Genomic DNA, 23,444 nt, shown 5'->3' with positions numbered 1-23,444 from the left:
TCGCAGCCCAGCGCGGGGCAAGCCCGCTCACCACTGCAAGCCCCTCACCACAACAAGCCCGCTCACCACAGGATCCCCAGAGGTCGCACGATGAACTACCTGCCCTTGTTACTCCTGCTCTGCCTGCCCGTGGCCCACGCCGAGGATGGCGACGACGCGCCGCTGATCATCAACGGCTGTACCATCGCCGAACACAGCCAATGCCCCGGCGCCAACCTCAAGGGCGCCAACCTGCGCAATCAGGACTTGAGCAAGATGAACCTGGCCGGCGCCGACCTGCGCGAGGCGGATCTGCGCCATGCCAACCTCGACCTGGCCAACCTGGAAAAAGCCCGACTGCAAGGCGCCAACCTGACCCGCGCCAGCCTGCAACAGGCCAACCTGCGCCTGGCCGACTTCAGCGGCGCCACGTTGATGGCGATCCAGGGTTGGGGCCTGTTCGCCCAGGGCGCACAGTTCGAAAACGCCAACCTCAGCGCGGCCTACCTGCAATTTGCGCGGCTGTCGGGGGCGAAAATGCACAAGGCCAACCTGCGCGCGGCCGACCTGGAAATGACCTGGCTGAGCAAGGCCGACCTGCAAGGTGCCGACCTCAGCGATGCCAACCTGCAGGAAGCCAAGTTCGGCGAGAGCAACCTGGAACAGGCCACCCTCACCGGCAGCCGCCAGCACTACGCGAACTTCCAGGATGCCAATATGGAAGGCTGCATCGACTGCCCCACCACCTGGGATCGCTAGCCCCCACCTCCCACAGTGGATGTGTGCGCACCCGGTTATCCAACCACCCGCACCACGCCCATGTCGATCCCCAGGTGCACCAGCTCGGCATGGGAACTCACCTGCAATTTGCTCTTGAGCAAGGTCAGGTGATTGGACACGGTCTTGCTGCTGATATTCAGCTGGTCGGCAATCGTTCGGGTGGGCGTGCCCCTGGCCAGCATCAGGAAAATCTCCAGTTCACGCGGGGTCATGCCCTGCAAGCGTTGATCGCTGGGGGTATAGGCCAGTTCGGTGGCCAGGGCCTGCTCGATGTAGGCGTGGCCGTCGAGGATGCGCCGCACCGCTTCGATCAACACTTCGGGTGCCGAGCTTTTGGTCAGGTAGCCTGAGGCCCCGGCCTCCAGGGCCTGGCGCACCAGGGGCAACTCGTCGTGCATGCTGAAAAACAGCACGCGCAGGTGCGGCAGGCGCTGGCGCAGGCGGCGGGTGGTTTCCAGGCCGCTGATGCCCGGCAGGCCGAAGTCCATGATCACCAGGTGCGGCAGCGCTTCCTGGACCCGGCTCAACGCCTCTTCGCCACTGGCCGCCTCGCGCACTTCAACGGCCGGCAGCAGCGCACGCAACAGGCTGGCATAGCCCTGGCGTACCACCGCGTGGTCATCCACCAACAGAATATTCATGAGGCCTCCAACGGCATGTTCAACGCCAACGCCCAGCCGGCGCCGGGGTGGCTGATGATCTTCAATTCGCCGCCCAGGCAACGGGCGCGTTCGGCCATCGAATACAGGCCCACGCCGGGGCGCTGGGGCGGGTGGGCACCGCGACCGTTATCGCGCACCCACAGGCGCAGGCGCGAACCGTGGTGTTGCAGGCGCACGTGCACCTGGCTGGCGTCGGCATGCCGCAGGATGTTGGTCAGGGCTTCCTGGAGCAGGCGGTACAGATGAGTCTTGCTGGCGCCGGGCAACAGCGGCAGGTCGGTGCTGACCTGCAGGTGGCAGGGAATGCCGTGGCTGGCCTGCCACTGGGTGACCAGCAGCGCAAACGCCTCGGCCATCGGCAGGTGTTGCAGGGCCACCGGATAAAGGTCGTGGACCAGTGCCCGGAAGCCTTGCTGCAAGTGCTCGCAGTGATCCTCGAGTTGCGCCACCGTGGGCGCCAGCAGGTGCGGCTGGTCGGTGGCCAGGCGCAACAGGCAGGCCTGGGCGCGAATGCCGGCCAGGTATTGGCCGAGGTCATCGTGCAGGGTCTGGGCCAGGTGGGTGCGCTCCTGCTCCTGCACCGCCAGCAGGGTCTGGGTAAGCCGGGTGTTATCGGTGCGCGCCTGCTCCAGGGCGTCGGTCATGCGGTTGAAGTGCAGCGCCAGTTGGCGTGCTTCCGGCGCGCCTTGGCTGCGCAGGCGCACATTGAGCTGGCCGGCGCACACCTGTTGCAGTGCGCGCAGCAATTCATCCAGCACGCCCATGCCCCGGCGCACCGCCCAGCGGATGGTCAACAGGCTCAGGGCCAGGGCCAGGGCGCACAGGCCCAGCAGTTGTTGCAGGGAGTCCCAGACCTCGTCGATTTCATCCCGTGGGTCGACAGCGATGGACACACGCCGGCCGTCCGGCAAGTCCAGCACCTGGGCACTGCGCCGCGCCTCGGCAAACAATAGCTGCCCGAGCCAGGCGTCCAGCCCGTCCGCGTCCGGCGCTTGCACGGTGTCGCCGCTCGCCAGCCAGTGCACGCGGACATGGCGCAAACTCGCGGTGAGGTGGGGTTGCAGGCTGGCCGGATCGCGCGCGGCGGTTTCGCTCAGGTAATGCACCACCGCTTCGGCCGATTGCAGCTCGCGCCCCACATCGGCCAGGGCCTGATGCAGCAACAGCGCGGTGCAGGCGCAGGTCACCAGGGCGAAAAAGCCGCACACCCATAGGTTGATGCGCCACAAGGCCGACAAGACGCGCATGCTGGTGTCACTCCTGTGGATAGAGCCCGTGGTGCTCCATGCTAAAACCACACCGCGCGCCCGGGGCTACTACCTTGGTACTGCCCCAGCGCTACTTTCTGCATATTTGCAGCGACGTTCAGGGTTCCTATGCTGGCGCTACCTGTCATGGAGTGCCCTATGCGCCAGCTCGCCCCCTACGCCGTGATCTGCCTGCTGGCAATCGCCTGGGCCGCCACCGGCCAGGCCGCCGAAGCGCCCTTGCAGGTGCAGATCGGCTACCTGGGCTATCGGCCCGATCCGGGCCCGCTGCTCTCGAATGTGATTGCCGAGCCCGCCGATACCGGGCAGCGCGGCGCTGAACTGGCGATCATCGACAGCAACAGCACCGGCGCCTTTCTCAACCAGCGCTACAGCCTGACCAGCGCCACGGTGGACACCCCGGACGCCCTGCTCGCCGCCGCCCAGGCCCAGCATGCCCAGGGCCTGCGCCTGTTCGTGATCAACGCACCCGCCGCCAGCCTGCGCCAACTCAGCGCAGCCCTGCCCGACAGCCTGCTGTTCAACGCCGGCAGCCCGGATGACCGCCTGCGCAGCAGCGACTGCCTGGGCAACGTGCTGCATACCCTGCCCAGCCGCGCGATGCTCGCCGATGCCCTGGCGCAGTTCCTGGTAGTGCGCAAATGGCAGAAAGCACTGCTGATCGTCGGCCCCACCGAGGATGACCAGGCCTACGCCGCCGCCCTGCGGCGCGCCGCCAAACGCTTCGGCGTGCAGCTGGTGGCGGAAAAGGCCTGGCGCTTCGATAACGACCAGCGCCGCAGCGCCCAGGCGGATATGCCGCTGTTCACCCAGACCGCCGAATACGACGTGGTGCTGGTGGCCGACGAGCGCGGCGACTTCGGCGAGTACGTGCCCTACCAGACCTGGTACCCGCGCCCCGTCGCCGGCACCCAGGGCCTGACGCCCACCGGCTGGCACAAAACCGTCGAGACCTACGGCGCCGCCCAATTGCAGAAACGCTTCGAGGCCCTGGCCGGGCGCTGGATGAACGACCGTGACTTCGCCGCCTGGATGGCCGTGCGCAGCGTCGCCAGTGCAGTGAGCAAGTTGCGCCAGGTCGAGCCCATGGCGATCCGCCAAGTGGAAATCAGCGAGCAACTGCCCCTGGACGGCTTCAAGGGTCGCAAGCTCAGCTACCGCCCCTGGAACGGCCAACTGCGCCAGCCGATTCCCATCGTGCAGCCCCGCGCGCTGGTCAGCACCTCGCCCCAGGACGGTTTCCTGCACCCCACCAACGAAATGGACAGCCTGGGCTATGACAAACCCGAGGTGACCTGCCGCTTCCCTTGATCACCTACCCACAATAATAAGGAATCCGCCATGCGCCGCACCCTGCTCCCATGCGCCCTGCTGCTTGCCGCCGGGCACGCCGTGGCCAGTACCGCCTGGGTCTCCAACGAGAAAGACAACAGCCTGAGCCTGATCGACATGCAGACCCTGCAAGTCACCGACACCCTCAAGGTCGGCCAGCGTCCGCGAGGCTTGCTGCTGTCCCATGACAACAAGCTGCTGTACATCTGCGCCAGCGACTCGGACCGCGTGCAGGTGATGGACGTGGCCACGCGCAGGATCATCAAGGAACTGCCCTCCGGCAAAGACCCCGAGCAGTTCGCCCTGCACCCCAATAACCGCTGGCTGTACGTATCCAACGAAGACGATGCGCTGGTCACCGTGATCGACACCGAGACCTCCAAGGTGCTCGGCCAGATCAACGTCGGCGTCGAGCCCGAAGGCATGGCCGTGAGCCCGGATGGCAAGTGGGCGGTGAACACCAGCGAAACCACCAACATGCTGCACTGGATCGACACCAGCACCCAGACCCTGGCCGACAGCACCCTGGTGGACCAGCGCCCGCGCTTCGTCGAGTTCAACCACGATGGCTCGCAGCTGTGGGCCTCGGCGGAAATCGGCGGCACCGTGACCATCCTCGACGTGGCCAGCCGCGCGATCCTCAAGACCCTGACCTTCAAGATCAAGGGCGTGCACCCGGACAAAGTCCAGCCGGTCGGCATCAAGCTCAGCGCCGACGGCAAGTACGGCTTTGTCGCCCTCGGCCCGGCCAACCATGTGGCGGTGATCGACGCCAGGACCTTCGAGGTCCTCGACTACCTGTTGGTGGGCCGCCGCGTGTGGCAGATGGCATTTACCCCGGACGAGAAACAGTTGCTGGCCACCAACGGCGTGAGCGGTGATGTGTCGGTGATCGATGTGGACAGCCTCAAGGTGATCAAGTCGGTGAAGGTCGGGCGTTATCCGTGGGGCGTGGTGGTCACGCCATGAACGCCCTGGAGGTGCGCGACCTGAACTTCGCCTACGGCGCACGGCAGGCCTTGTGCGAGGTGAGTTTCAGCCTGGCGCCAGGGCGTTTTGCGGCGCTGCTGGGGCCCAATGGCGCCGGCAAATCCACCTTGATCGCCCTGCTCACGCGGCTGTATGACCTGCAAAGCGGCGATATTCGCGTGGGCGGTCATTCCCTGCGTGAGGCGCCGCGTGCGGCCCTCACCCAGCTGGGTGTGGTGTTCCAGCAGAGCACCCTGGACCTGGATTTGAGCGTGGAACAGAACCTGCGCTACCACGCCGCGCTGCATGGTTTATCGCGGCGCCAGACCGACCTGCGCGTCGCCGCCGAACTGGCCCGCCAGGCCCTCACCGAACGGCGCCGGGAAAAAGTCCGCGAACTGAACGGCGGGCACCGCCGCCGCGTGGAAATCGCCCGCGCATTGCTGCATGAGCCGCGCCTGCTGCTGTTGGATGAGGCCAGCGTCGGCCTCGACCCCGCCAGCCGCCTGGCGCTGAACCAGCACGTGCGCGGCCTGTGCCGCGAACAGGGCATCAGCGTGCTGTGGACCACTCACCTGCTCGACGAAGTACAGGCCGACGATGCCTTGATGATCCTGCATCAGGGCCGCCTGGTGGCCAGTGGGCAAGTCGCTGCCTTGATCGCGCAGCAAGGCGGCGATCTGGGCAGCGTGTTCGCGCACTTGACTCGCCCCACCACGACGGGAGCGGCGGCATGAACGCTTACTGGCAATGCCTGCGCGGCATCGTCCTGCGCGAGTGGCTGCGCTTTGTGTTGCAGCGCACGCGGTTTCTCAGCGCGCTGGTGCGCCCGTTACTGTGGCTGCTGGTGTTCGCCGCCGGGTTCCGCGCTGCGCTGGGCATCTCGGTGATCGAACCCTACGACACCTACATCCCCTACGAGGTGTACATCATTCCGGGGCTGGCCTGCATGATCCTGCTGTTCAACGGCATGCAAGGCTCGCTGTCGATGGTCTACGACCGCGAGATGGGCAGCATGCGCGTGCTGCTGACCAGCCCGTTGCCGCGCACATTCTTGCTGTGCAGCAAGCTGTTGGCCACCGCGCTGATTTCGCTGTTGCAGGTGTATGGGTTCCTGGCGATCGCCTGGGTGTACGGCGTGCAACCGCCGGCCATGGGGCTGGTCGTCGCCCTGCCGGCGTTGCTGCTGGTGGCCTTGATGTTGAGTGCCCTGGGCCTGTTGCTGTCGAATGCGATTCGCCAGCTGGAGAACTTTGCCGGGGTGATGAACTTCGTGATCTTCCCGCTGTTTTTCCTGTCATCGGCGCTGTACCCGCTGTGGAAGATGCGCGACTCCAGTGAATGGCTGTACTGGCTGTGTGCGGTCAACCCGTTTACCCACGCCGTGGAGCTGGTGCGCTTTGCCCTGTACGAACGCTTCGCCGGCCTGGCCCTGGCGGTGTGCCTGGGCTTGACCGTGCTGTTCGCAGTGTTGGCGGTGCTGACCTTCAATCCCCAGCATGCGGCGTTGCGCAAAAAAGGCTAAGGGTGGCAAAACTACTACTTTGGTACTGGTTTTCCTGTCTATCGTCGCATTCCCAAGGGCTCGGGACTCACGTGTAATGCATGCATAACGATAAGGATTGTCCTGCCATGCTGCCTGCCCGACTGCCTCTATTGGCGCTGCTGTGCCTGTTCGTCGCCCACGTCCAGGCTGACGCCCCACTGTTTTCCGCCGAGGGCTACCGCATCAGCCTGTACCGCAGCCCCACGCCCGACCACCTGCCAGGCGCCACGATCGTCGACACCGCGGCCCTGCAAACCCTGCTCAACCAAAGCCCGGCGCCAGTGCTGATCGATGTGTACCGCCGCCAATGGCTGCAAGGCCGCTTCATCGAAGACCAGCCCCACGCCAACCTGCCCGGCAGCCACTGGCTGGCCAATACCGGCGACGGCGACCTGACGCCGGAGTGGCAAAGCTATTTCGTGCGCCACTTGTATGCCTACAGCGGCGGCGACCTCAAGCGACCGTTGGTCTTCTATTGCCGCTCCGATTGCTGGCTGAGTTGGAACGCGGTAAAACGTGCCGCCAACCTCGGCTATACCTCTGTGTACTGGTATCGCGACGGCCTGGATGCCTGGGAAGCGGCGAAGCTGCCGGTGACGGTCGCCCAACCCGAGCCATTTCAAACCTCACAATAAGAAAGGTGAACGGCCATGTACAAAATCCTGATTGCCGACGATCACCCACTGTTTCGCGAAGCGATCCATAACGTCATCAGCGACGGCTTCCCCGGCAGCGAAGTGATGGAAACCGCCGACCTCGACAGCGCCCTGGCATTGACCCAGGAACACGACGACCTCGACCTGATCCTGCTCGACCTGAACATGCCCGGCATGCATGGCCTCAATGGCCTGATCAACCTGCGCAACGAGGCACCGACCATTCCGGTGGTGATCGTCTCGGCCGAGCAGGACAAGCAGGTCGTGCTGCAAGCCATCACCTACGGCGCCGTGGGTTTTATCACCAAGTCCTCGCCGCGCCTGCAAATGACCGAGGCGATCCAGCAGATTCTCAACGGCAACGTGTACCTGCCGCCGGACATCATCCGCACCCAGAAGCCCGGCACCCACCGGCGCCTCAACGAAAACCCCGGCTTCGCCCCCGAACTGCTGCAAGCCCTGACGCGCAAGCAGTTGCTGGTGCTGGAGCGCATGACCAAGGGCGAGTCGAACAAGCAGATCGCCTACACCCTGGAGATTGCCGAGACCACGGTGAAGGCCCATGTGTCGGCGATCCTGCGCAAGTTGAATGTGCATAACCGGGTGCAGGCGATCCTCAGTGCCGGGGATATCGATTTCGGCTCGTACCTGCGCCGCTGACCCATCTGACACAACACAAATCAAAGGTGGGAGGGGGCTTGCCTCGATGGCGGTGCATCAGTCAATTAGATGTCGACTGACACTCTGCTATCGGGGGCAAGCCCCCTCCCACATTGGTTCTCTGTTTGTCAGGGCCGGCCGAGCAGGTGGCTCATGGCGGTCTTGAGTTTCATCGGGCGTACCGGCTTGTGCATCAGCGTGTGCCCCAACTCGCGAATTTGCAGCTTGAGTTCATTGCTGTAGTTGGCGGTGATCATCAGCGCCGGGATCGCGCGGCCGCGGCGCCCATTGATGCGGGCGACGGCGTCGACGCCGTTCTGGTCGTCGTCGAGGTGGTAGTCGGCGATCAGCAGGTCGGCTTCGGCATGGTAGTTGTCCACCTGCCGCGCCAGGTCCTGCTCGGACAACGCGGTGATCACCTGGCAGCCCCAGCCTTCGAGCAAGGTGCGCATGCCCGCGCAGATCGCCGCGTCGTTATCCAGGACCCACACCCGCGCGCCTTGCAGGCGTTCGAGCATCGGCTCGCTCATGGCCAGCATTGGCAGCGACTTGGGCGCCGTGGCGCTCAACGGCACCTCTACCGAGAACATCGAGCCCTTGCCCGGCCAGGATTTGACGCTGATGCGATGCCCCAGGATCCCGGCGATCTTTTCCACGATCGCCAGCCCCAGGCCCAGCCCACGGTCCTGGTCGGGCCGCTGCACATCGCCGCGCTTGAACTCCTGGAAGATCTCTTCCAGGCGCTCCTCGGCGATACCCATGCCGCTGTCCCACACCTGGATCGACAAACGCTGATGCTGGCGGCGACAGCCCAGTACCACCCGCCCCTTGTAGGTGTAGCGAAGCGCATTGCTCAGCAGGTTGCGCAGAATCCGCGCCAGCAACTGGATATCGCTGCGCACCAGTGCCGAACAGCCGACAAAATGCAATTCCAGGCCTTCGCTGCGGGCCAATTCGGTGTACTCGACGGCCAGGTTGTCGAGCAATTCACTCAGGGCAAACGGCGCGATGTCGGCCTTGATCACCCCGGCATCCAGCTTGGAAATATCCACCAGGGTGCCCAGCAGGTTTTCCACGTCTTCCAGGGAATTGCTCACGTTGCGCACCAGGGTTTCGCTGGGCCGCTCCAGCAATGCGCTGGTAAACAGGCGCGCCGCGTTCAGGGGTTGCAGCAGGTCATGGCTGACGGCGGCGAGAAATTTGGTTTTCGACAGGTTGGCCTGCTCGGCCTCGAGCTTGGCTTCGCGCAGGCGCGCCTCCATGCGCCGGCGCTCGTCGATCTCCTGCAATAACTGATCGTTGAGCGCGGTGAGTTCCGAGGTGCGCTGGGCCACGCGTTGCTCCAGGTGCTGATAGGCCTGGTGCAGGGCTTCGGCGGTACGGCGGCGTTCGGTGATGTCGCGGATCAGCACGAAGATCCCCACCACTTCGCCGCTGGCCAGCATATTCGGCACATAGGAACGCAGCATGTAGCGCTCCTGGTTATTGATGTTGGTCTCGGCGAATTCGAAGGTCACGCTTTCCCCGGCCAGGGCGCGGGCGACGTAGGCATCCAGGCGCTGGCAATGCTGTTCGCTGTGGACTTCACGCAGGCTCTGGCCGAGCATCATGCCGCGCGGCCAGCAATACCATTCTTCATAGACTTTATTGGTGAACTCATAGACCAGGTCGGCATTCAGGTAGCCGATCAGGGCCGGGACGTTATCGGTGATCAGGCGAATCCAGCGTTCGCTTTCCTGGGCCTTTTGCGCCGCCGCCTGTTCGCCGCGCAGGGTTTCGGCGCGCAGCCGGGCGTTGATCAGCAAGTGGTTGCTGGCCTTGAGTTCGGCCATCGCCTGGTTCAGCGCGTCGGTGCGTTCGCGCACCTGCTCGGCCAGCACCACCGAATGCTGGAAGGTGGTGTAGGGGTTATTGCCCTGGGCCATGCCGGACTCGATGCGCTCGATCAGCGCCGCGTTGATCCGTGCCAGCTTGTGGTTGTCCTGTTGCAGCTGGGCAACCTGGGCGAGCAGTTCAGCGCCGGCCTCGGGCAATGGCGACCCCGGTGAAGGTCTGGTTGATATGCATGCCATTGAACTGTTCTCCGTAGGTGTTGAAACCCATCACCCGCTGGTCGCGCAGGAAACCGCCGATCTGTTCCAGATTGCCTGAGTCTTCCAACTCCAGGCGGCGCAGGAAGCAGTCGCAGCCGATGGTCAACAGCAGGTCGCCAAGGCGCGCTTGCAGGCCGTCGAACAGGGTTTGCAGGTTTGGCAGGATCGGTCCGGGCTTCATCACGGTAAGGACGATGCCGTTTTCCACCGCGCAGTAGAAACTCAGGCTGAGGTCGTCGTGCACTTGCTGGATCGCGCGCACGTAGTACTGGTCATGGATGCGCACCGCCAGCGGGTGCGCCGCGAAGACGCGGTGGTCGAGGTCGGCCACGGCCACGCCGATATGCCGCGCGTACTCTTCGGCGGCGGGTTCGGCGTTAAGCTCGAAGACCCGGCGCGACGGGCTGTCGGCGCCGGTCACCACCAGTTTTTCGCTGCGCGGCAGGATGTGGTGGGTGGTGAACACCTCGAAATCCAGCCAGGTATTGACCAGCACCACCACCGCCGCGCCGCTGTGGAAGGCGCCGTTGAAGTACACGTGGGTGTGGGTGAGGAAGTTGTCGTCGCCGGCCGAACCGCCGAAATGCGGAATGTCGCCGAGCGCCGCGCTGAGGGCGGCGAGCACCATTTCTTCGCGACTGGACAGGCCATCGAGCAGGGTCAGGGCGAAGGTGTTGCCCTTGATCGGTGCCAGGGTATTGCTGCGGCAACCGCCGACCAGACGTTCGACCATCTGCTGGGCGTCGATCAGGCTGAAGTGTTCCACCTGGTCGATCAGTTCCGTGGCGATGGAAAAGTGCGCATGGTTGAAGCCCATCGCCGTAATGCAATTGCGGCCGTAGCCCTGGGGCGTGATCTCGCCAGCGCTGGTGCAGCCCACCACGCGTACGTTGCCGAAACACTCCTGCAGGGCGCGGCCCAGGGCCTGCAGGTCGTAGGACGCCGAGCAGAAAAACAGCACGAAGCCCAGGTACGGATGCAACAGTTGCCGCGCCAACTCCTCGGCGGCCTGCCCGGCATCGGTGGCCTGGGACATGGCACTGACTACGCCTTCACTGTTGTGCATCGTTGCCTCCCCCTCTGAAGCATGAGTGTACGAAGGGCGGAGGGTGGGACCTATGCTACTTGGGTACTGGGTGGGGGCATGCGATGGGATGAATCGCTCAAAAACAAGGGAGACTCAAATGTGGGAGGGGGCAAGCCCCCTACCACATTTGGATTGCATTTCAGGTTCAGAGCACGGCGTTGACCAGCATGCCAATCGCCACCAGCACACAAAGGCTGGCAAACCCCACCTGCAAGGTGCGTGCGGCAATCACCGAACACAAGCGCCGGCCGATCAGCATGCCGACGATACTCGCCGCGATGAACACCCAACCCATGGGTTCGATGCGCACCCCGGCATGGAACGCGCCGGCCACGCCGATCAGCGAAATCAGGCTGATCACCATCAGCGACGTGGCGACGATGCCGCGCATCTGCACGTCGGTGAGTTGCTTGAACGCCGGTACGATCAGAAAGCCGCCGCCCACCCCGAGCAAACCCGAGACCGCCCCGGTCACCGCGCCCAGTGCGGCCAGGGTGGCGCTGCATTTGGCGGTCCAGGCCAGGCGCCCGGTCTGCTGGTTGAGCATGCAGTTCTTCTGGCCCCAGAACGCCGCGCCATGATCGCTCGGCCCGGCCTCAAGCTTTTCGCGCTGCAACATGCGCCAGGCCACCAGCACCATCAAGGCGCTGAACAGCCCCATCAATACGGGCTCCGGCATTTGGTGGGCGAGAAACACCCCGACCGGCGAAAACAGCGCGCCAAGCAACGCGATCAACAGCGCGGCGCGGTAACGCACCAGGCCGTGGCGCAAGCCGTCAATCGCCCCGACGGCCGCGGCCGCGCCCACCGCCAGCAACGACACCGGCGCGGCCTGGGTCATCGTCAAGCCCAGCCCCAGCACCAGCGCCGGTACCCCGAGGATGCCGCCGCCCGCGCCGGTCAGGCCCATGACCAGGCCCATCAACATCCCCAACACACTGGCCAGCAGCATTCAATCCACCTTGCTCAGACGGGTCAGCCACTCGCGGCCCTTGAGCATGCCGTTCCAGTAGAACCACGGCAGCAATGTGGCTTTGAGGAACCACATCGAACGGCGCGCCCGGGTCGGGTCGAGGGGAAAGGTCGGCAGCAGCTTGCCGCCGTAGCCGAACTCGGCCAGCACCACCTTGCCCTTCTCCACCGTCAGCGGGCACGAACCGTAGCCGTCGTACTTGAGCGGCAGCGGCGCCTGTTTGCGCAGGGCCAGCAGGTTTTCGGCGACCACCACGATTTGCTTGCGCACCGCGGCGGCGGTCTTGGCATTGGTGGTGCCGCACACATCGCCCAGGCCGAAGATGTGCGGGTAGCGCAGGTGTTGCAGGCTGTGGGGGTTCACCTCGCACCAGCCGGCGGCGTCGGCCAACGGGCTGTGGCGAATGAAATCCGGCGCAACTTGCGGCGGCACCACATGCAGCAGGTCGAAGGATTTTTCCTCGACGGTGACGTTGCCCTCGGCGTCCTTCACCTCGAACCAGGCCTTGCGCACCGGTCCGTCGACCTTGACCAGGTTGGCGTTGAACGCCAGGCGCGCGTGGTATTTCTCCACGTACTTCATCAACGGCGGCACAAAGGTCGCCACGCCGAACAGCGCCGCGCCGGCCAGGTTGAATTCGACGTCGATGTGCTTGAGGTCGCCCTGCCTGAGCCAGTGATCGCAGGACAGGTACATGGCCTTTTGCGGCGCACCCGCGCATTTGATCGGCATGGCCGGCTGCGTAAAGATCGCCTTGCCGCCCTTGAGTTGCTGCACCAGTTGCCAGGTGTAGGCGGCGCTTTCGTAGCTGTAATTGGAGGTGACGCCGTGCTGGCCCAGGGTCTCTTCCAGGCCTTCGACCTTCTCCCAGGCCAGGCGCAGGCCGGGGCAGACGATCAGGTTGTTCCAGGTCACCCGCTGGCCGCTGTCGAGCACCAGGGTGTCCTCATCCGGCAGCAACTCGGTAACGGCAGCCTGCACCCAAGTGACGCCATTGGGCAGCACGTCGGCCAGGGGGCGTCGGGTTTTTTCCAGGTCGTAGGCGCCGCCGCCGACCAGGGTCCAGGCCGGCTGGTAGCAGTGATGATCGCTGGGTTCGATCAGGGTGATGTTGAGGTCGGGGTCGCGCTTGAGCAGGCTGGCCAGCAGGCCGATGCCTGCCGAACCGCCGCCGATGACGACGATATCGCCACTGATGGTTGGCCCCCAGTGTTGGTCGGTCATGGTCTATTGCCTTTTATCGTCAATGCACACAAGGGTCGCTGCCGTATGGCGTCACGCCCAGCTTTTTATCACCGCGCCGCAGTAAAGGCCGGACAGTGTCTTCATCACTTGGATCACTTCATGGCTGGCCAGCCCGTAGAAGATGTACTTGCCTTCGCGACGGGTGGCGACCAGCCCTTCGTCACGCAGGATGCCCAACTGCTGTGACAGCGTGGGCTGGCGTACGCCGGTCATGGTTTCCAGCTCGCCGACGTTGCGCTCGCCCTGGGTCAACTGGCACAGAATCAACAACCGATCCTCATTGGCCAGGGCCTTGAGCAAGGCACAGGCCTTGGACGCCGACGCGCGCAACTGGGCGACTTCGCCTTCACTCAGAGTAGATTCCATTTGCCTCGGGTCCTTTGCGTCACTTAAGCTCAAAACATTATGTGTAAATGTAAAGTGATTGTAATCACTTTTTTCAACATCAGGGGCAGCCGTCATGTCAGCGTTGATTCATTCCTTTCTGGACGAGGCATCGTCGACCTACACCTACGTCGTCTATGAAACGGACGGCGGCCCCTGTGCCATCGTCGATTCGGTGCTCAATTACGACCCGGCCTCCGGACGCACCGACACCGCCCAGGCCGACAAGGTCATTGCCTTTGTGCGTGAGCACGGCTTGCAGGTGCAATGGCTGCTGGAAACCCACGCCCATGCCGACCACCTGTCGGCTGCGCCGTACCTGCGCCGCACCCTGGGCGGCAAGATCGCCATCGGCCAGAGCATCAGCAAGGTGCAGGACGTGTTCAAGCATCTTTTCAACCTGGAGCCGGAATTTCGCGTCGATGGCTCGCAGTTCGACCACCTGTTTGCGCCGGATGAAATCTTCCACATCGGTACCATCAAGGCCCAGGCCCTGCACGTGCCCGGGCATACCCCGGCGGACATGGCCTACCTGATCGACGACCGCTTGATCCTGGTGGGCGACACCCTGTTCATGCCCGATGTCGGCACCGCCCGCTGCGACTTCCCCGGCGGCGATGCGCGCCAGCTGTATGCGTCGATGCGCAAACTGCTGGCCTTTGCCCCCGACACCCAGCTGTATGTATGCCATGACTACCCGCCCGAAGGCCGCGAGGCCAAATGCCTGACCAGCGTGGCGGAACAGCGCGCGGGCAATATCCATGTGCATGACGGGGTGGATGAAGCGGCGTTCGTGGCGATGCGCACCCAACGCGATGCCGGGCTGGGGATGCCCACGCTGTTGTTGCCGGCGATCCAGGTGAATGTGCGGGCCGGTCATATGCCGCCAGCGGAGGAGAACGGGGTGGTGTACTTGAAGATTCCGTTGAACCAGCTCTAAGGCCGTCCTGCATGGCGTCCATGCCGTTCCATGCTCCTGGGGTGTTGCGCAGGTGTGATCAGGCTACGGCAAATTTCGACACGATCTGCTTGAGGTCCACCGCCAGCCTCGACAGTTCTTGACTGGCGATCGAGGTCTGGCCGGCCGCTGAAGAACTCTGGATGGAAAGATCACGGATGCTGATCAGGTTCTGGTCCACCGAGCGGGCCACATGGGCCTGTTCCTCGGAGGCTGTGGCGATCAACAGGTTGCGGTCATTGATGTCGGCGATGGCCTCGGTGATCTGAGTAATCGCCAGGCCTGCTTCATGGGCGATCTTCAGTGAATCCACCGCTTCGTTGCGGTTGAGGGCCATGGACGACACCGCTTCGCTGGAGCACGTCTGGATTTTCGCGATCATCTGCTCGATTTCCTGGGTCGAGGTCTGTGTTCTATGGGCCAGTGCCCGCACTTCGTCGGCCACCACCGCAAAGCCCCGGCCCTGCTCCCCTGCCCTGGCGGCTTCAATGGCGGCGTTCAAGGCCAGCAGGTTGGTTTGCTCGGCAATCGAGCGGATCACTTCAACCACCCGCGCAATATCCTGGGCCTGCTTGGCGAGCCCTTCGACTTCGACGCCGGTCTGCTGCACCGTGGCGCTGAGCTTCTCGATGGAGGCGATGGTTTGCGTCACACGCTCCTGGCCGACTTTGGCCGAGCGTTGGGAGTCCTGGGTGGACTGGGACGCCGACACCGCATTGCGCGCCACTTCTTCAACTGCTGCCGTCATTTGGTTCACCGCCGTGGCGGCCTGATCGGTTTCCATGCTTTGGCGTTCAATACCGGCGCTGGACTCGCGGGTGATGGCGCTCATCTCCTCCGCCGCCGAAGCCAATTGCCCGGACGCCTCGGAGATGTGCTGCAAGGTACTTTTCAGGTTCATTTGCATGGACGCGGTGGACCGTTGCAACGCGGTCAACTCGTCATTGCCATTGATGGCAATCGCCACGCGCAGATCGCCGTCGGCAATCTTGCCGGTCGATACCAGCAATTCACGCACCGGAGTAATGATGCTGCGGGTAAACAGGCTTGCTACCACGACGGTGATCAGCAAGGAGGCGGCCATCAATATCCAGGTGAACAGACGCGCCGCGTCATATTCGCTGGAAGCCACCTGCACCGCCGCCTTGGAGCCCCGTTCATTCAACGCGATCAACTCGCTGATGGAACGCTGCACATCCAGGGCAATCGGCCCGTTGACTTCGCGCAGGTAGGTCGACATCTGTTCAGCGGACAGGGTGGAGGCTTGCGCAAGAAATTCGTCTATCTTCTGGCTGTAGTTCTTTATGCCGGTTAAGGCGTCGTTGTACTTGGCTTGCTCTTCGGGGCCTGAGACTAACGGCCCATAGCGTTCGGCAATTTCGAGGGCTTCGGTACGGGTCGCCTTGAGTTTTTCCAGGGAGGCCGGATCCTGGCGGCTGATATCCATGGCATAACGACGTAGATCGAGACGAAGTTTATAAAACGCCGAATCTATTTCACCCGCCAACCGAATACTGGGGAGCCAGTTAGTTTCGATTTCAACCGTCGACGAATAGACCTTATCGACTTTTATCAGGGTCATTGCCCCTTGTATCAGCAGCAAAAGGCACACCAGGCCAAAACACAGTGTGGTACGGAAGTTCAACTTCAAGGCTCTCATGGACATCGCGGCTTACCCCTTCCTGGGCCGCGAACTTCACGGCCTCATGGGGCCAATGTGTTGAAATGCGTGTGAAAAATACGTGACCGCTGATGCAATTTTTCATTAACTAAAAATAAAAAGCCCGCCCTGATTATTACTTGGCTAACTATCAGGATCAGCGGTGCAGCCTCCTATTGGGATCAAACCATTAATCCACCCGGCGGCAATGGCAGCGCCGTCTTGTAGCGCACTTGCTTGAGGGCAAAGCTCGAGCGGATGTTGGCGACCCCCGGCACCTTGGTCAGGAAGTCCATCATGAAACGCTCCAGCGACTGGATCGTCGGCACCAACACCCGGATCAAATAGTCCGGATCGCCGGCCATCAAGTAGCACTCCATCACCTCGGGCCGGTCGGAAATCGCGCCTTCGAACTGCTGCAACGCCAGCTCGTTCTGCTTTTCCAGGCTCACATGGATAAACACGTTGACGTGCAGCCCCAGCAGATCGGCGTCAAGCAGCGTGACTTGCTCGCGAATCAGGCCCAGTTCCTCCATCGCCTTGACCCGGTTGAAACAGGGTGTAGGCGACAGGTTGACCGAGCGGGCCAGGTCGGCGTTGGTAATCCGCGCATTCTCCTGCAGGGCGTTGAGAATGCCGATATCGGTACGGTCCAGTTTGCGCATGAGACAAAATCACCTGTTTATTATGTTTATGCAGGTTTTTTATCCGCAAATGATCGCGGGCGCAATGAAACACAGATAAATATTCTTCTAAGCCACGCCTATGATTGTTGTAGGACAAGATTTCTTCTACCCGAAGACGGACTGTCAGCTAGCGCGCCCACTACAAGAAATTCACAAGATAGAGCGTAGAAAGCCATGACCCAGCAGTACGAACCCCTTCGCCTGCACGTGCCCGAACCCTCGGGCCGTCCAGGCTGCAAGACCGACTTTACCTACCTGCGCCTGACCGACGCAGGCCTGGTGCGCAAACCCGCCATCGACGTAGAACCCGCCGACACCGCCGACCTGGCCAAGGGCCTGATCCGCGTGCTCGACGACCAGGGCCAGGCCCTGGGCCCGTGGGCCGAAGGGGTTCCCGTTGAAGTCATGCGCAAAGGCATGCGCGCCATGCTCAAGACGCGGATCTTCGACAACCGCATGGTGGTCGCCCAGCGTCAGAAAAAAATGTCGTTCTACATGCAAAGCCTTGGCGAAGAAGCCATCGGCAGCGCCCAGGCCCTGGCCTTGAACATCGACGACATGTGCTTCCCCACCTACCGCCAGCAAAGCATCCTGATGGCCCGCGACGTGCCGCTGGTGGACCTGATCTGCCAGTTGCTGTCCAACGAGCGCGACCCGCTCAAGGGTCGCCAGTTGCCTATCATGTATTCGGTCAAGGACGCAGGTTTCTTCACCATTTCCGGCAACCTTGCCACCCAATTCGTACAGGGTGTGGGCTGGGGCATGGCCTCGGCCATCAAGGGCGATACCAAGATCGCCTCGGCCTGGATCGGTGACGGCGCCACCGCCGAATCCGACTTCCACACCGCCCTCACCTTCGCCCACGTGTACCGCGCGCCGGTGATTCTCAACGTGGTCAACAACCAGTGGGCCATCTCCACCTTCCAGGCCATCGCCGGTGGTGAAGCCACCACCTTCGCCGGACGCGGCGTCGGCTGTGGCATCGCCTCCCTGCGCGTGGACGGCAACGACTTTATCGCGGTGTACGCCGCCTCCGCCTGGGCCGCCGAGCGTGCGCGCCGCAACCTCGGCCCAACCCTGATCGAATGGGTCACCTACCGTGCCGGTCCGCACTCCACCTCGGACGATCCGTCCAAATACCGCCCCGCCGACGACTGGAGCCACTTCCCGCTGGGCGACCCGATTGCCCGCCTCAAGCAGCACCTGATCAGGATTGGCCAGTGGTCCGAAGAGGAGCACGCGGCGGTCAGTGCCGAACTGGAAGCCGAGGTGATCGCCGCGCAGAAACAGGCCGAACAGTACGGCACCCTGGCCGGTGGCCAGATCCCAAGCGCCGCGACCATGTTCGAAGACGTCTATAAAGAGATGCCGGAGCACCTGAAGCGCCAGCGTCAAGAGTTGGGGATCTGACATGAACGATCACAACAACAGCATCGAATTGGAAACCGCCATGACCACCACCACCATGACCATGATCCAGGCCCTGCGCTCGGCCATGGATGTGATGCTTGAACGTGATGACAACGTGGTGGTGTTCGGCCAGGACGTCGGTTACTTCGGCGGTGTATTCCGCTGCACCGAAGGCTTGCAGACCAAATACGGCAGCTCGCGGGTGTTCGACGCACCGATCTCCGAAAGCGGCATTATCGGCGTGGCCGTGGGCATGGGTGCCTACGGCCTGCGGCCGGTGGCCGAGATCCAGTTCGCCGACTACGTCTACCCCGCCACCGACCAGATCATCTCCGAAGCGGCGCGCCTGCGTTATCGCTCGGCCGGCCAGTTCACCGCGCCCTTGACCATGCGCATGCCCTGCGGCGGCGGCATCTACGGCGGCCAGACCCACAGCCAGAGCATCGAAGCGGTGTTCACCCAGGTCTGCGGCCTGCGTACGGTGATGCCGTCCAACCCCTATGACGCCAAGGGTCTGCTGATTGCCTCCATCGAGAACGATGACCCGGTGATCTTCCTTGAGCCCAAGCGCCTGTACAACGGCCCGTTCGACGGCCACCACGACCGCCCGGTAACACCGTGGTCGAAACACCCGCAAGCGCAAGTTCCGGACGGTTACTACACGGTGCCGCTGGACGTGGCCGCCATCGTGCGTCCGGGCTCGGCCGTCACTGTGCTGACCTACGGCACCACTGTGTATGTGTCGCAGGTCGCCGCCGAAGAAACCGGCATCGACGCCGAAGTCATCGACCTGCGCAGCCTGTGGCCGCTGGACCTGGATACCATCGTCAAGTCCGTGAAGAAGACCGGCCGTTGCGTGGTGGTGCACGAAGCCACCCGCACCTGCGGCTTTGGTGCCGAGTTGGTAGCGCTGGTGCAGGAGCATTGCTTCCACCACCTGGAAGCGCCGATCGAACGCGTCACCGGTTGGGACACCCCCTACCCGCACGCGCAGGAGTGGGCGTATTTCCCAGGCCCGTCCCGAGTGGGCGCGGCGTTGAAACGGGTCATGGAGGTCTGAATGGGCACGCACGTTATCAAGATGCCGGACATTGGCGAAGGCATCGCGGAAGTTGAATTGTCGCAGTGGCATGTGAAGGTCGGCGACATGGTCGTCGAAGACCAGGTGCTGGCGGATGTGATGACCGACAAGGCGATGGTGGACATTCCCTCGCCGGTCCATGGCAAGGTGATTGCCCTCGGCGGCGAGCCGGGTGAAGTCATGGCGGTGGGCAGTATTCTGATCAGCATTGAAGTGGAAGGTGCGGGTAACGCCAAAGACGTGCCGGTGGCGAAAGAAGCGCCCAAGGCTGCGCCCGTTGTCGAGGCCAAACCTGCACCGGTGGTTGAAAACAAGCCCGCGCCCGTCGTGACCGCACAGGCCCCCGTGGCCCGCGAGGCCGACGAACGCCCCCTGGCCTCCCCCGCCGTGCGCAAGCATGCGCTGGATGCCGGGATTCAACTGCGTCTGGTACAGGGCTCCGGCCCCGCCGGGCGGATCCTGCACGAAGACCTCGAGGCCTACCTGCAACAAGGGGCTTCAAAGCCTTCGACGGCCGCCAATCCTTACGCCGAACGCAACGACGAAGAACAGATCCCGGTGATCGGCATGCGCCGCAAGATCGCCCAGCGCATGCAGGACGCCACCCGGCGCGCCGCGCATTTCAGCTATGTGGAAGAGATCGACGTCACCGCCCTCGACGAGCTGCGCGTGCACCTCAACGAGAAGCACGGCGCCACGCGCGGCAAGCTGACGTTGCTGCCGTTTATCGTGCGCGCCATGGTCATGGCGCTGCGGGACTTCCCGCAGATCAACGCGCGCTACGACGACGAAGCCCAGGTCATCACCCGCCTCGGCGCAGTGCATGTGGGCGTCGCCACCCAGAGCGACGTGGGCCTGATGGTGCCGGTGGTGCGTCACGCCGAAGCGCGCAGCCTGTGGGGCAACGCTGAGGAAATCGCGCGCTTGGCCAGCGCCGCGCGCAATGGCAAGGCCAGCCGCGATGAGCTGTCCGGTTCGAGCATTACCCTGACCAGCCTGGGCGCCCTGGGCGGTATCGTCAGCACCCCGGTGCTGAACCTGCCGGAGGTGGCCATCGTCGGCGTCAACCGTATCGTCGAGCGGCCGATGGTGATCAAGGGCCAGATCGTGATCCGCAAGATGATGAACCTCTCCAGCTCCTTCGATCACCGCGTGGTCGATGGCATGGACGCGGCGCAATTCATCCAGGCCATTCGCGGCCTGCTCGAACAACCCGCCAGCCTGTTCCTGGAGTAAGGGCATGACCCAGACATTGCATACCACGCTGCTGATTATCGGCGGCGGCCCTGGCGGTTATGTGGCCGCCATTCGTGCCGGCCAGCTGGGCATCCCGACCATCCTGGTGGAAGGCCAGGCGTTGGGCGGCACCTGCCTGAATATCGGCTGCATTCCGTCCAAGGCCTTGATTCACGTGGCCGAGCAGTTCCAGCAAACCGTGCACCACAGCCAGGGTTCCCGGTTGGGAATCGAGGTGGACGTGCCGACCCTGGACATCCGCAAAAGCGTGGAATGGAAAGACGGCATCGTCGACCGCCTGACCACCGGTGTCGCCGCACTGCTTAAAAAGCACAAAGTGCAGGTGATCCACGGCTGGGCCAAGGTGGTGGACGGCAAGACCGTCGACGTCGGCGACCAGCGCATCCAGTGCGAACACCTGCTGCTGGCCACCGGTTCGACAAGCGTCAACCTGCCGATGCTGCCGATTGGCGGGCCGATCATCTCGTCCACCGAAGCCCTGGCGCCGACCCGCGTGCCCAAGCGCCTGATTGTGGTGGGCGGCGGCTACATCGGCCTGGAGCTGGGGATTGCGTATCGCAAGCTCGGCGCCGAGGTCAGTGTGGTCGAGGCCCAGGACCGCATCCTGCCGGCCTACGACGCCGAGCTGACGCAACCGGTGCACGAATCCCTCAAGCAGTTGGGCGTGAAGCTGTACCTCAAGCACAGCGTCACGGGTTTTGCCGATGGCAGCCTGCAAGTACGCGACCCGAATGGCGACATCCTGTCGCTGACAACCGATCAGGTGCTGGTTGCCGTTGGTCGCAAACCCAACACCCAGGGTTGGAACCTCGAAGCGCTGAACCTGGAGATGAACGGCGCGGCGATCAAGATAGACAGCCGCTGCCAGACCAGCATGCGCAACGTGTATGCCATCGGCGACCTGAGCGGCGAGCCGATGCTGGCGCACCGAGCGATGGCCCAGGGAGAAATGGTCGCCGAACTGATCAGCGGTCAATCCCGCGAATTCAACCCGGCCGCGATCCCGGCGGTGTGCTTCACCGACCCGGAACTGGTGGTGGTCGGCAAGACGCCCGACGACGCCAAGGCCGCCGGCCTGGACTGCATCGTGTCGAGCTTCCCGTTTGCCGCCAACGGCCGCGCGATGACCCTGGAGTCGAAAACCGGCTTCGTGCGGGTGGTGGCGCGACGGGACAATCACCTGATTGTCGGCTGGCAAGCGGTCGGCGCCGGCGTGTCCGAGCTGTCCACCGCCTTCGGCCTGAGCCTGGAAATGGGCGCGCGCCTGGAAGACGTGGCCGGCACTATCCACGCCCATCCGACGCTTGGCGAGGCGGTGCAGGAAGCTGCGCTGCGGGCCCTGGGCCACGCCTTGCACCTATAGCGTTTGTGGCGAGGGCGCTACAGGGGATGCGAACGGGCCCGGGAATGAAGTATTGTTGCGCCCATTCAGAAAAAAACCGACTTGACCAAAGATAGAGGGTGTCATGGGTAACGAAAGCATCAATTGGGACAAGCTGGGTTTTGACTACATCAAGACCGACAAGCGGTTTCTCCAGGTCTGGAAAAACGGCGAATGGCAAACCGGCACCCTGACCGACGACAACGTGCTGCACATCAGCGAGGGCTCTACCGCCCTGCACTACGGCCAACAGTGCTTCGAAGGCCTCAAGGCCTACCGCTGCAAGGACGGCTCGATCAACCTGTTCCGCCCGGACCAGAACGCCGCGCGCATGCAGCGCAGCTGCGCCCGCCTGCTGATGCCCCACGTCCCGACCGACGCGTTCATCGACGCGTGCAAGCAAGTGGTCAAGGCCAACGAGCGGTTCATCCCGCCCTACGGCAGCGGCGGCGCGCTGTACCTGCGCCCATTCGTGATCGGCACCGGTGACAACATCGGCGTGCGCACCGCGCCGGAGTTCATCTTCTCGGTGTTCTGCATCCCGGTCGGCGCCTACTTCAAAGGCGGCCTGGTGCCGCACAACTTCCAGATCTCCACCTTCGACCGCGCCGCGCCACAGGGCACCGGCGCGGCCAAGGTCGGTGGCAACTACGCCGCCAGCCTGATGCCGGGCTCGGAAGCGAAGAAATCCGGTTTCGCCGACGCGATCTACCTGGACCCGATGACCCACTCGAAAATCGAAGAAGTCGGCTCGGCCAACTTCTTCGGGATCACCCACGACAACCAGTTCATCACACCGAAGTCACCTTCGGTGCTGCCAGGCATCACCCGCCTGTCGCTGATCGAACTGGCCCAGACCCGCCTGGGCCTGGAAGTGGTCGAAGGCGAGGTGTTCATCGACAAGCTGGATCAGTTCAAGGAAGCCGGTGCCTGCGGGACTGCGGCAGTGATCTCGCCGATCGGCGGTATCCAGTACAACGGCCAGTTGCATGTGTTCCACAGCGAGACCGAAGTCGGCCCGATCACCCAGAAGCTCTACAAAGAGCTGACCGGCGTGCAGACCGGCGACGTCGAAGCGCCAGCGGGTTGGATCGTTAAGGTCTAACAGGCTCAACGCATATCCCATGTGGGAGGGGGCTTGCCCCGGTACAAACCGGGGACATCGTTTACATTTCTAACCGGGGACATGGTTTACAGGCTAATACGCATGATCAGGAGGTAACTGATCATGCCCTGGAACCAAGAGTCCCCCATGAATCAAAGAATCAAGCTGGTAGCTGATTGGCTTTCTGGCAACTTCACCAAAAGCCAGTTGGCACGCCGCTTTGACGTTAGCCGACCTACCGTCGATAAGTGGATTGCCCGGCACGACGGCGA

Annotated in this window: 23 protein-coding genes; 14 read left to right on the top strand and 9 right to left on the bottom strand. The window is 63.4% G+C overall.

Annotated elements, in window-relative coordinates; genetic code table 11:
• Positions 1 to 90: 90 nt before the first annotated feature.
• Positions 91 to 738 (top strand): pentapeptide repeat-containing protein, encoded by a 648-nt coding sequence (locus BM416_RS28740; RefSeq protein ID WP_092490235.1) that lies wholly within the window; start codon positions 91 to 93, stop codon positions 736 to 738.
• Between the two features lie 35 nt (positions 739 to 773).
• Here BM416_RS28740 and BM416_RS28735 read toward each other — a convergent pair whose 3' ends face one another.
• Positions 774 to 1,400, bottom strand: a complete 627-nt coding sequence (locus tag BM416_RS28735) for a response regulator transcription factor (RefSeq protein WP_092490234.1) — start codon at positions 1,398 to 1,400, stop codon at positions 774 to 776.
• Positions 1,397 to 2,659 (bottom strand): sensor histidine kinase, encoded by a 1,263-nt coding sequence (locus tag BM416_RS28730; RefSeq protein WP_092490260.1) that lies wholly within the window; start codon positions 2,657 to 2,659, stop codon positions 1,397 to 1,399. Before BM416_RS28730 ends, BM416_RS28735 begins: the two co-directional genes overlap by 4 nt.
• A gap of 168 nt (positions 2,660 to 2,827) precedes the next feature.
• On the opposite strand from BM416_RS28730, the gene BM416_RS28725 reads away from it, so the two are divergent.
• The 6 genes from BM416_RS28725 (at position 2,828) to BM416_RS28700 (ending at position 7,852) form a co-directional block, all read left to right on the top strand.
• Positions 2,828 to 4,000, top strand: a complete 1,173-nt coding sequence (locus BM416_RS28725; protein ID WP_092490233.1) for an ABC transporter substrate-binding protein — start codon at positions 2,828 to 2,830, stop codon at positions 3,998 to 4,000.
• Between the two features lie 30 nt (positions 4,001 to 4,030).
• The gene (locus BM416_RS28720; RefSeq protein WP_065940185.1) at positions 4,031 to 4,990 is read left to right on the top strand and encodes a YVTN family beta-propeller repeat protein; all 960 of its coding nucleotides are present in this window, start codon (positions 4,031 to 4,033) and stop codon (positions 4,988 to 4,990) included.
• On the top strand, positions 4,987 to 5,727 hold the full coding sequence (locus BM416_RS28715) for an ABC transporter ATP-binding protein (protein ID WP_092490232.1): 741 nt from the start codon (positions 4,987 to 4,989) through the stop codon (positions 5,725 to 5,727). Before BM416_RS28720 ends, BM416_RS28715 begins: the two co-directional genes overlap by 4 nt.
• Positions 5,724 to 6,515, top strand: a complete 792-nt coding sequence (locus tag BM416_RS28710) for an ABC transporter permease (RefSeq protein WP_092490231.1) — start codon at positions 5,724 to 5,726, stop codon at positions 6,513 to 6,515. The genes BM416_RS28715 and BM416_RS28710 overlap by 4 nt, the downstream gene beginning before the upstream one ends.
• A 107-nt stretch (positions 6,516 to 6,622) precedes the next feature.
• A complete protein-coding gene (locus BM416_RS28705; protein ID WP_092490230.1) occupies positions 6,623 to 7,171 on the top strand; it encodes a PQQ-dependent catabolism-associated CXXCW motif protein in 549 nt (182 codons plus the stop codon).
• A gap of 15 nt (positions 7,172 to 7,186) precedes the next feature.
• Positions 7,187 to 7,852, top strand: a complete 666-nt coding sequence (locus tag BM416_RS28700; protein ID WP_010209341.1) for a response regulator transcription factor — start codon at positions 7,187 to 7,189, stop codon at positions 7,850 to 7,852.
• Positions 7,853 to 7,980: 128 nt separating this feature from the next.
• Here BM416_RS28700 and BM416_RS28695 read toward each other — a convergent pair whose 3' ends face one another.
• The 5 genes from BM416_RS28695 to BM416_RS28675 form a co-directional block, all read right to left on the bottom strand.
• Positions 7,981 to 9,924 (bottom strand): PAS domain-containing hybrid sensor histidine kinase/response regulator, encoded by a 1,944-nt coding sequence (locus tag BM416_RS28695; RefSeq protein WP_092490229.1) that lies wholly within the window; start codon positions 9,922 to 9,924, stop codon positions 7,981 to 7,983.
• Positions 9,866 to 11,011, bottom strand: a complete 1,146-nt coding sequence (nosP, locus tag BM416_RS28690; protein ID WP_074847233.1) for a nitric oxide-sensing protein NosP — start codon at positions 11,009 to 11,011, stop codon at positions 9,866 to 9,868. The genes BM416_RS28695 and nosP overlap by 59 nt, the downstream gene beginning before the upstream one ends.
• Before the next feature lie 166 nt (positions 11,012 to 11,177).
• Positions 11,178 to 11,984, bottom strand: coding sequence for a sulfite exporter TauE/SafE family protein (locus BM416_RS28685; RefSeq protein ID WP_092490228.1), 807 nt, complete (start codon positions 11,982 to 11,984; stop codon positions 11,178 to 11,180).
• Positions 11,985 to 13,229: an NAD(P)/FAD-dependent oxidoreductase gene (locus BM416_RS28680; RefSeq protein ID WP_092490227.1), complete on the bottom strand. Its 1,245-nt coding sequence runs from the start codon at positions 13,227 to 13,229 to the stop codon at positions 11,985 to 11,987.
• Between the two features lie 51 nt (positions 13,230 to 13,280).
• On the bottom strand, positions 13,281 to 13,616 hold the full coding sequence (locus tag BM416_RS28675; protein ID WP_017527038.1) for an ArsR/SmtB family transcription factor: 336 nt from the start codon (positions 13,614 to 13,616) through the stop codon (positions 13,281 to 13,283).
• A gap of 94 nt (positions 13,617 to 13,710) precedes the next feature.
• Between BM416_RS28675 and BM416_RS28670 the strand changes: the two genes are divergently transcribed.
• Positions 13,711 to 14,574: an MBL fold metallo-hydrolase gene (locus BM416_RS28670; protein ID WP_092490226.1), complete on the top strand. Its 864-nt coding sequence runs from the start codon at positions 13,711 to 13,713 to the stop codon at positions 14,572 to 14,574.
• 58 nt (positions 14,575 to 14,632) lie between these two features.
• Here BM416_RS28670 and BM416_RS28665 read toward each other — a convergent pair whose 3' ends face one another.
• Positions 14,633 to 16,252, bottom strand: coding sequence for a methyl-accepting chemotaxis protein (locus BM416_RS28665; protein ID WP_371856076.1), 1,620 nt, complete (start codon positions 16,250 to 16,252; stop codon positions 14,633 to 14,635).
• A gap of 182 nt (positions 16,253 to 16,434) precedes the next feature.
• Positions 16,435 to 16,917 (bottom strand): Lrp/AsnC family transcriptional regulator, encoded by a 483-nt coding sequence (locus tag BM416_RS28660; RefSeq protein WP_027606189.1) that lies wholly within the window; start codon positions 16,915 to 16,917, stop codon positions 16,435 to 16,437.
• Between the two features lie 195 nt (positions 16,918 to 17,112).
• Between BM416_RS28660 and BM416_RS28655 the strand changes: the two genes are divergently transcribed.
• The 6 genes from BM416_RS28655 to BM416_RS28630 all read left to right on the top strand — a co-directional run.
• The gene (locus BM416_RS28655; protein ID WP_092490224.1) at positions 17,113 to 18,348 is read left to right on the top strand and encodes a 3-methyl-2-oxobutanoate dehydrogenase (2-methylpropanoyl-transferring) subunit alpha; all 1,236 of its coding nucleotides are present in this window, start codon (positions 17,113 to 17,115) and stop codon (positions 18,346 to 18,348) included.
• Between the two features lies 1 nt (position 18,349).
• The gene (locus BM416_RS28650; protein WP_065884833.1) at positions 18,350 to 19,408 is read left to right on the top strand and encodes an alpha-ketoacid dehydrogenase subunit beta; all 1,059 of its coding nucleotides are present in this window, start codon (positions 18,350 to 18,352) and stop codon (positions 19,406 to 19,408) included.
• A complete protein-coding gene (locus BM416_RS28645; RefSeq protein ID WP_092490223.1) occupies positions 19,409 to 20,665 on the top strand; it encodes a dihydrolipoamide acetyltransferase family protein in 1,257 nt (418 codons plus the stop codon).
• Positions 20,666 to 20,669: 4 nt separating this feature from the next.
• Positions 20,670 to 22,049 carry a dihydrolipoyl dehydrogenase gene (gene lpdA / locus BM416_RS28640; RefSeq protein ID WP_092490222.1) on the top strand — a complete coding sequence of 460 codons (1,380 nt, stop codon included), beginning with the start codon at positions 20,670 to 20,672 and terminating at the stop codon, positions 22,047 to 22,049.
• 103 nt (positions 22,050 to 22,152) lie between these two features.
• Positions 22,153 to 23,172 (top strand): branched-chain amino acid aminotransferase, encoded by a 1,020-nt coding sequence (locus tag BM416_RS28635; RefSeq protein WP_065940198.1) that lies wholly within the window; start codon positions 22,153 to 22,155, stop codon positions 23,170 to 23,172.
• A 123-nt stretch (positions 23,173 to 23,295) separates the two neighbouring features.
• Positions 23,296 to 23,444: helix-turn-helix domain-containing protein (locus BM416_RS28630; protein WP_092490221.1), on the top strand; the 149-nt coding region annotated here is incomplete at its 3' end.

The sequence above is a fragment of the Pseudomonas sp. NFACC42-2 genome (assembly GCF_900116055.1).
GTDB classification, from domain to species: domain Bacteria; phylum Pseudomonadota; class Gammaproteobacteria; order Pseudomonadales; family Pseudomonadaceae; genus Aquipseudomonas; species Aquipseudomonas marginalis.
This window is presented reverse-complemented; position numbering and strand designations above follow the sequence as displayed.

Coding starts and splice junctions, on each gene's coding strand:
- BM416_RS28740 (WP_092490235.1), top strand. CDS start 91: ATGAACTACCTGCCCTTGTTACTCCTGCTCTGCCTGCCCGTGGCCCAC.
- BM416_RS28735 (WP_092490234.1), bottom strand. CDS start 1,400: ATGAATATTCTGTTGGTGGATGACCACGCGGTGGTACGCCAGGGCTAT.
- BM416_RS28725 (WP_092490233.1), top strand. CDS start 2,828: ATGCGCCAGCTCGCCCCCTACGCCGTGATCTGCCTGCTGGCAATCGCC.
- BM416_RS28720 (WP_065940185.1), top strand. CDS start 4,031: ATGCGCCGCACCCTGCTCCCATGCGCCCTGCTGCTTGCCGCCGGGCAC.
- BM416_RS28715 (WP_092490232.1), top strand. CDS start 4,987: ATGAACGCCCTGGAGGTGCGCGACCTGAACTTCGCCTACGGCGCACGG.
- BM416_RS28710 (WP_092490231.1), top strand. CDS start 5,724: ATGAACGCTTACTGGCAATGCCTGCGCGGCATCGTCCTGCGCGAGTGG.
- BM416_RS28705 (WP_092490230.1), top strand. CDS start 6,623: ATGCTGCCTGCCCGACTGCCTCTATTGGCGCTGCTGTGCCTGTTCGTC.
- BM416_RS28700 (WP_010209341.1), top strand. CDS start 7,187: ATGTACAAAATCCTGATTGCCGACGATCACCCACTGTTTCGCGAAGCG.
- BM416_RS28695 (WP_092490229.1), bottom strand. CDS start 9,924: ATGGCATGCATATCAACCAGACCTTCACCGGGGTCGCCATTGCCCGAG.
- nosP (WP_074847233.1), bottom strand. CDS start 11,011: ATGCACAACAGTGAAGGCGTAGTCAGTGCCATGTCCCAGGCCACCGAT.
- BM416_RS28685 (WP_092490228.1), bottom strand. CDS start 11,984: ATGCTGCTGGCCAGTGTGTTGGGGATGTTGATGGGCCTGGTCATGGGC.
- BM416_RS28680 (WP_092490227.1), bottom strand. CDS start 13,229: ATGACCGACCAACACTGGGGGCCAACCATCAGTGGCGATATCGTCGTC.
- BM416_RS28675 (WP_017527038.1), bottom strand. CDS start 13,616: ATGGAATCTACTCTGAGTGAAGGCGAAGTCGCCCAGTTGCGCGCGTCG.
- BM416_RS28670 (WP_092490226.1), top strand. CDS start 13,711: ATGTCAGCGTTGATTCATTCCTTTCTGGACGAGGCATCGTCGACCTAC.
- BM416_RS28665 (WP_371856076.1), bottom strand. CDS start 16,252: ATGAGAGCCTTGAAGTTGAACTTCCGTACCACACTGTGTTTTGGCCTG.
- BM416_RS28660 (WP_027606189.1), bottom strand. CDS start 16,917: ATGCGCAAACTGGACCGTACCGATATCGGCATTCTCAACGCCCTGCAG.
- BM416_RS28655 (WP_092490224.1), top strand. CDS start 17,113: ATGACCCAGCAGTACGAACCCCTTCGCCTGCACGTGCCCGAACCCTCG.
- BM416_RS28650 (WP_065884833.1), top strand. CDS start 18,350: ATGAACGATCACAACAACAGCATCGAATTGGAAACCGCCATGACCACC.
- BM416_RS28645 (WP_092490223.1), top strand. CDS start 19,409: ATGGGCACGCACGTTATCAAGATGCCGGACATTGGCGAAGGCATCGCG.
- lpdA (WP_092490222.1), top strand. CDS start 20,670: ATGACCCAGACATTGCATACCACGCTGCTGATTATCGGCGGCGGCCCT.
- BM416_RS28635 (WP_065940198.1), top strand. CDS start 22,153: ATGGGTAACGAAAGCATCAATTGGGACAAGCTGGGTTTTGACTACATC.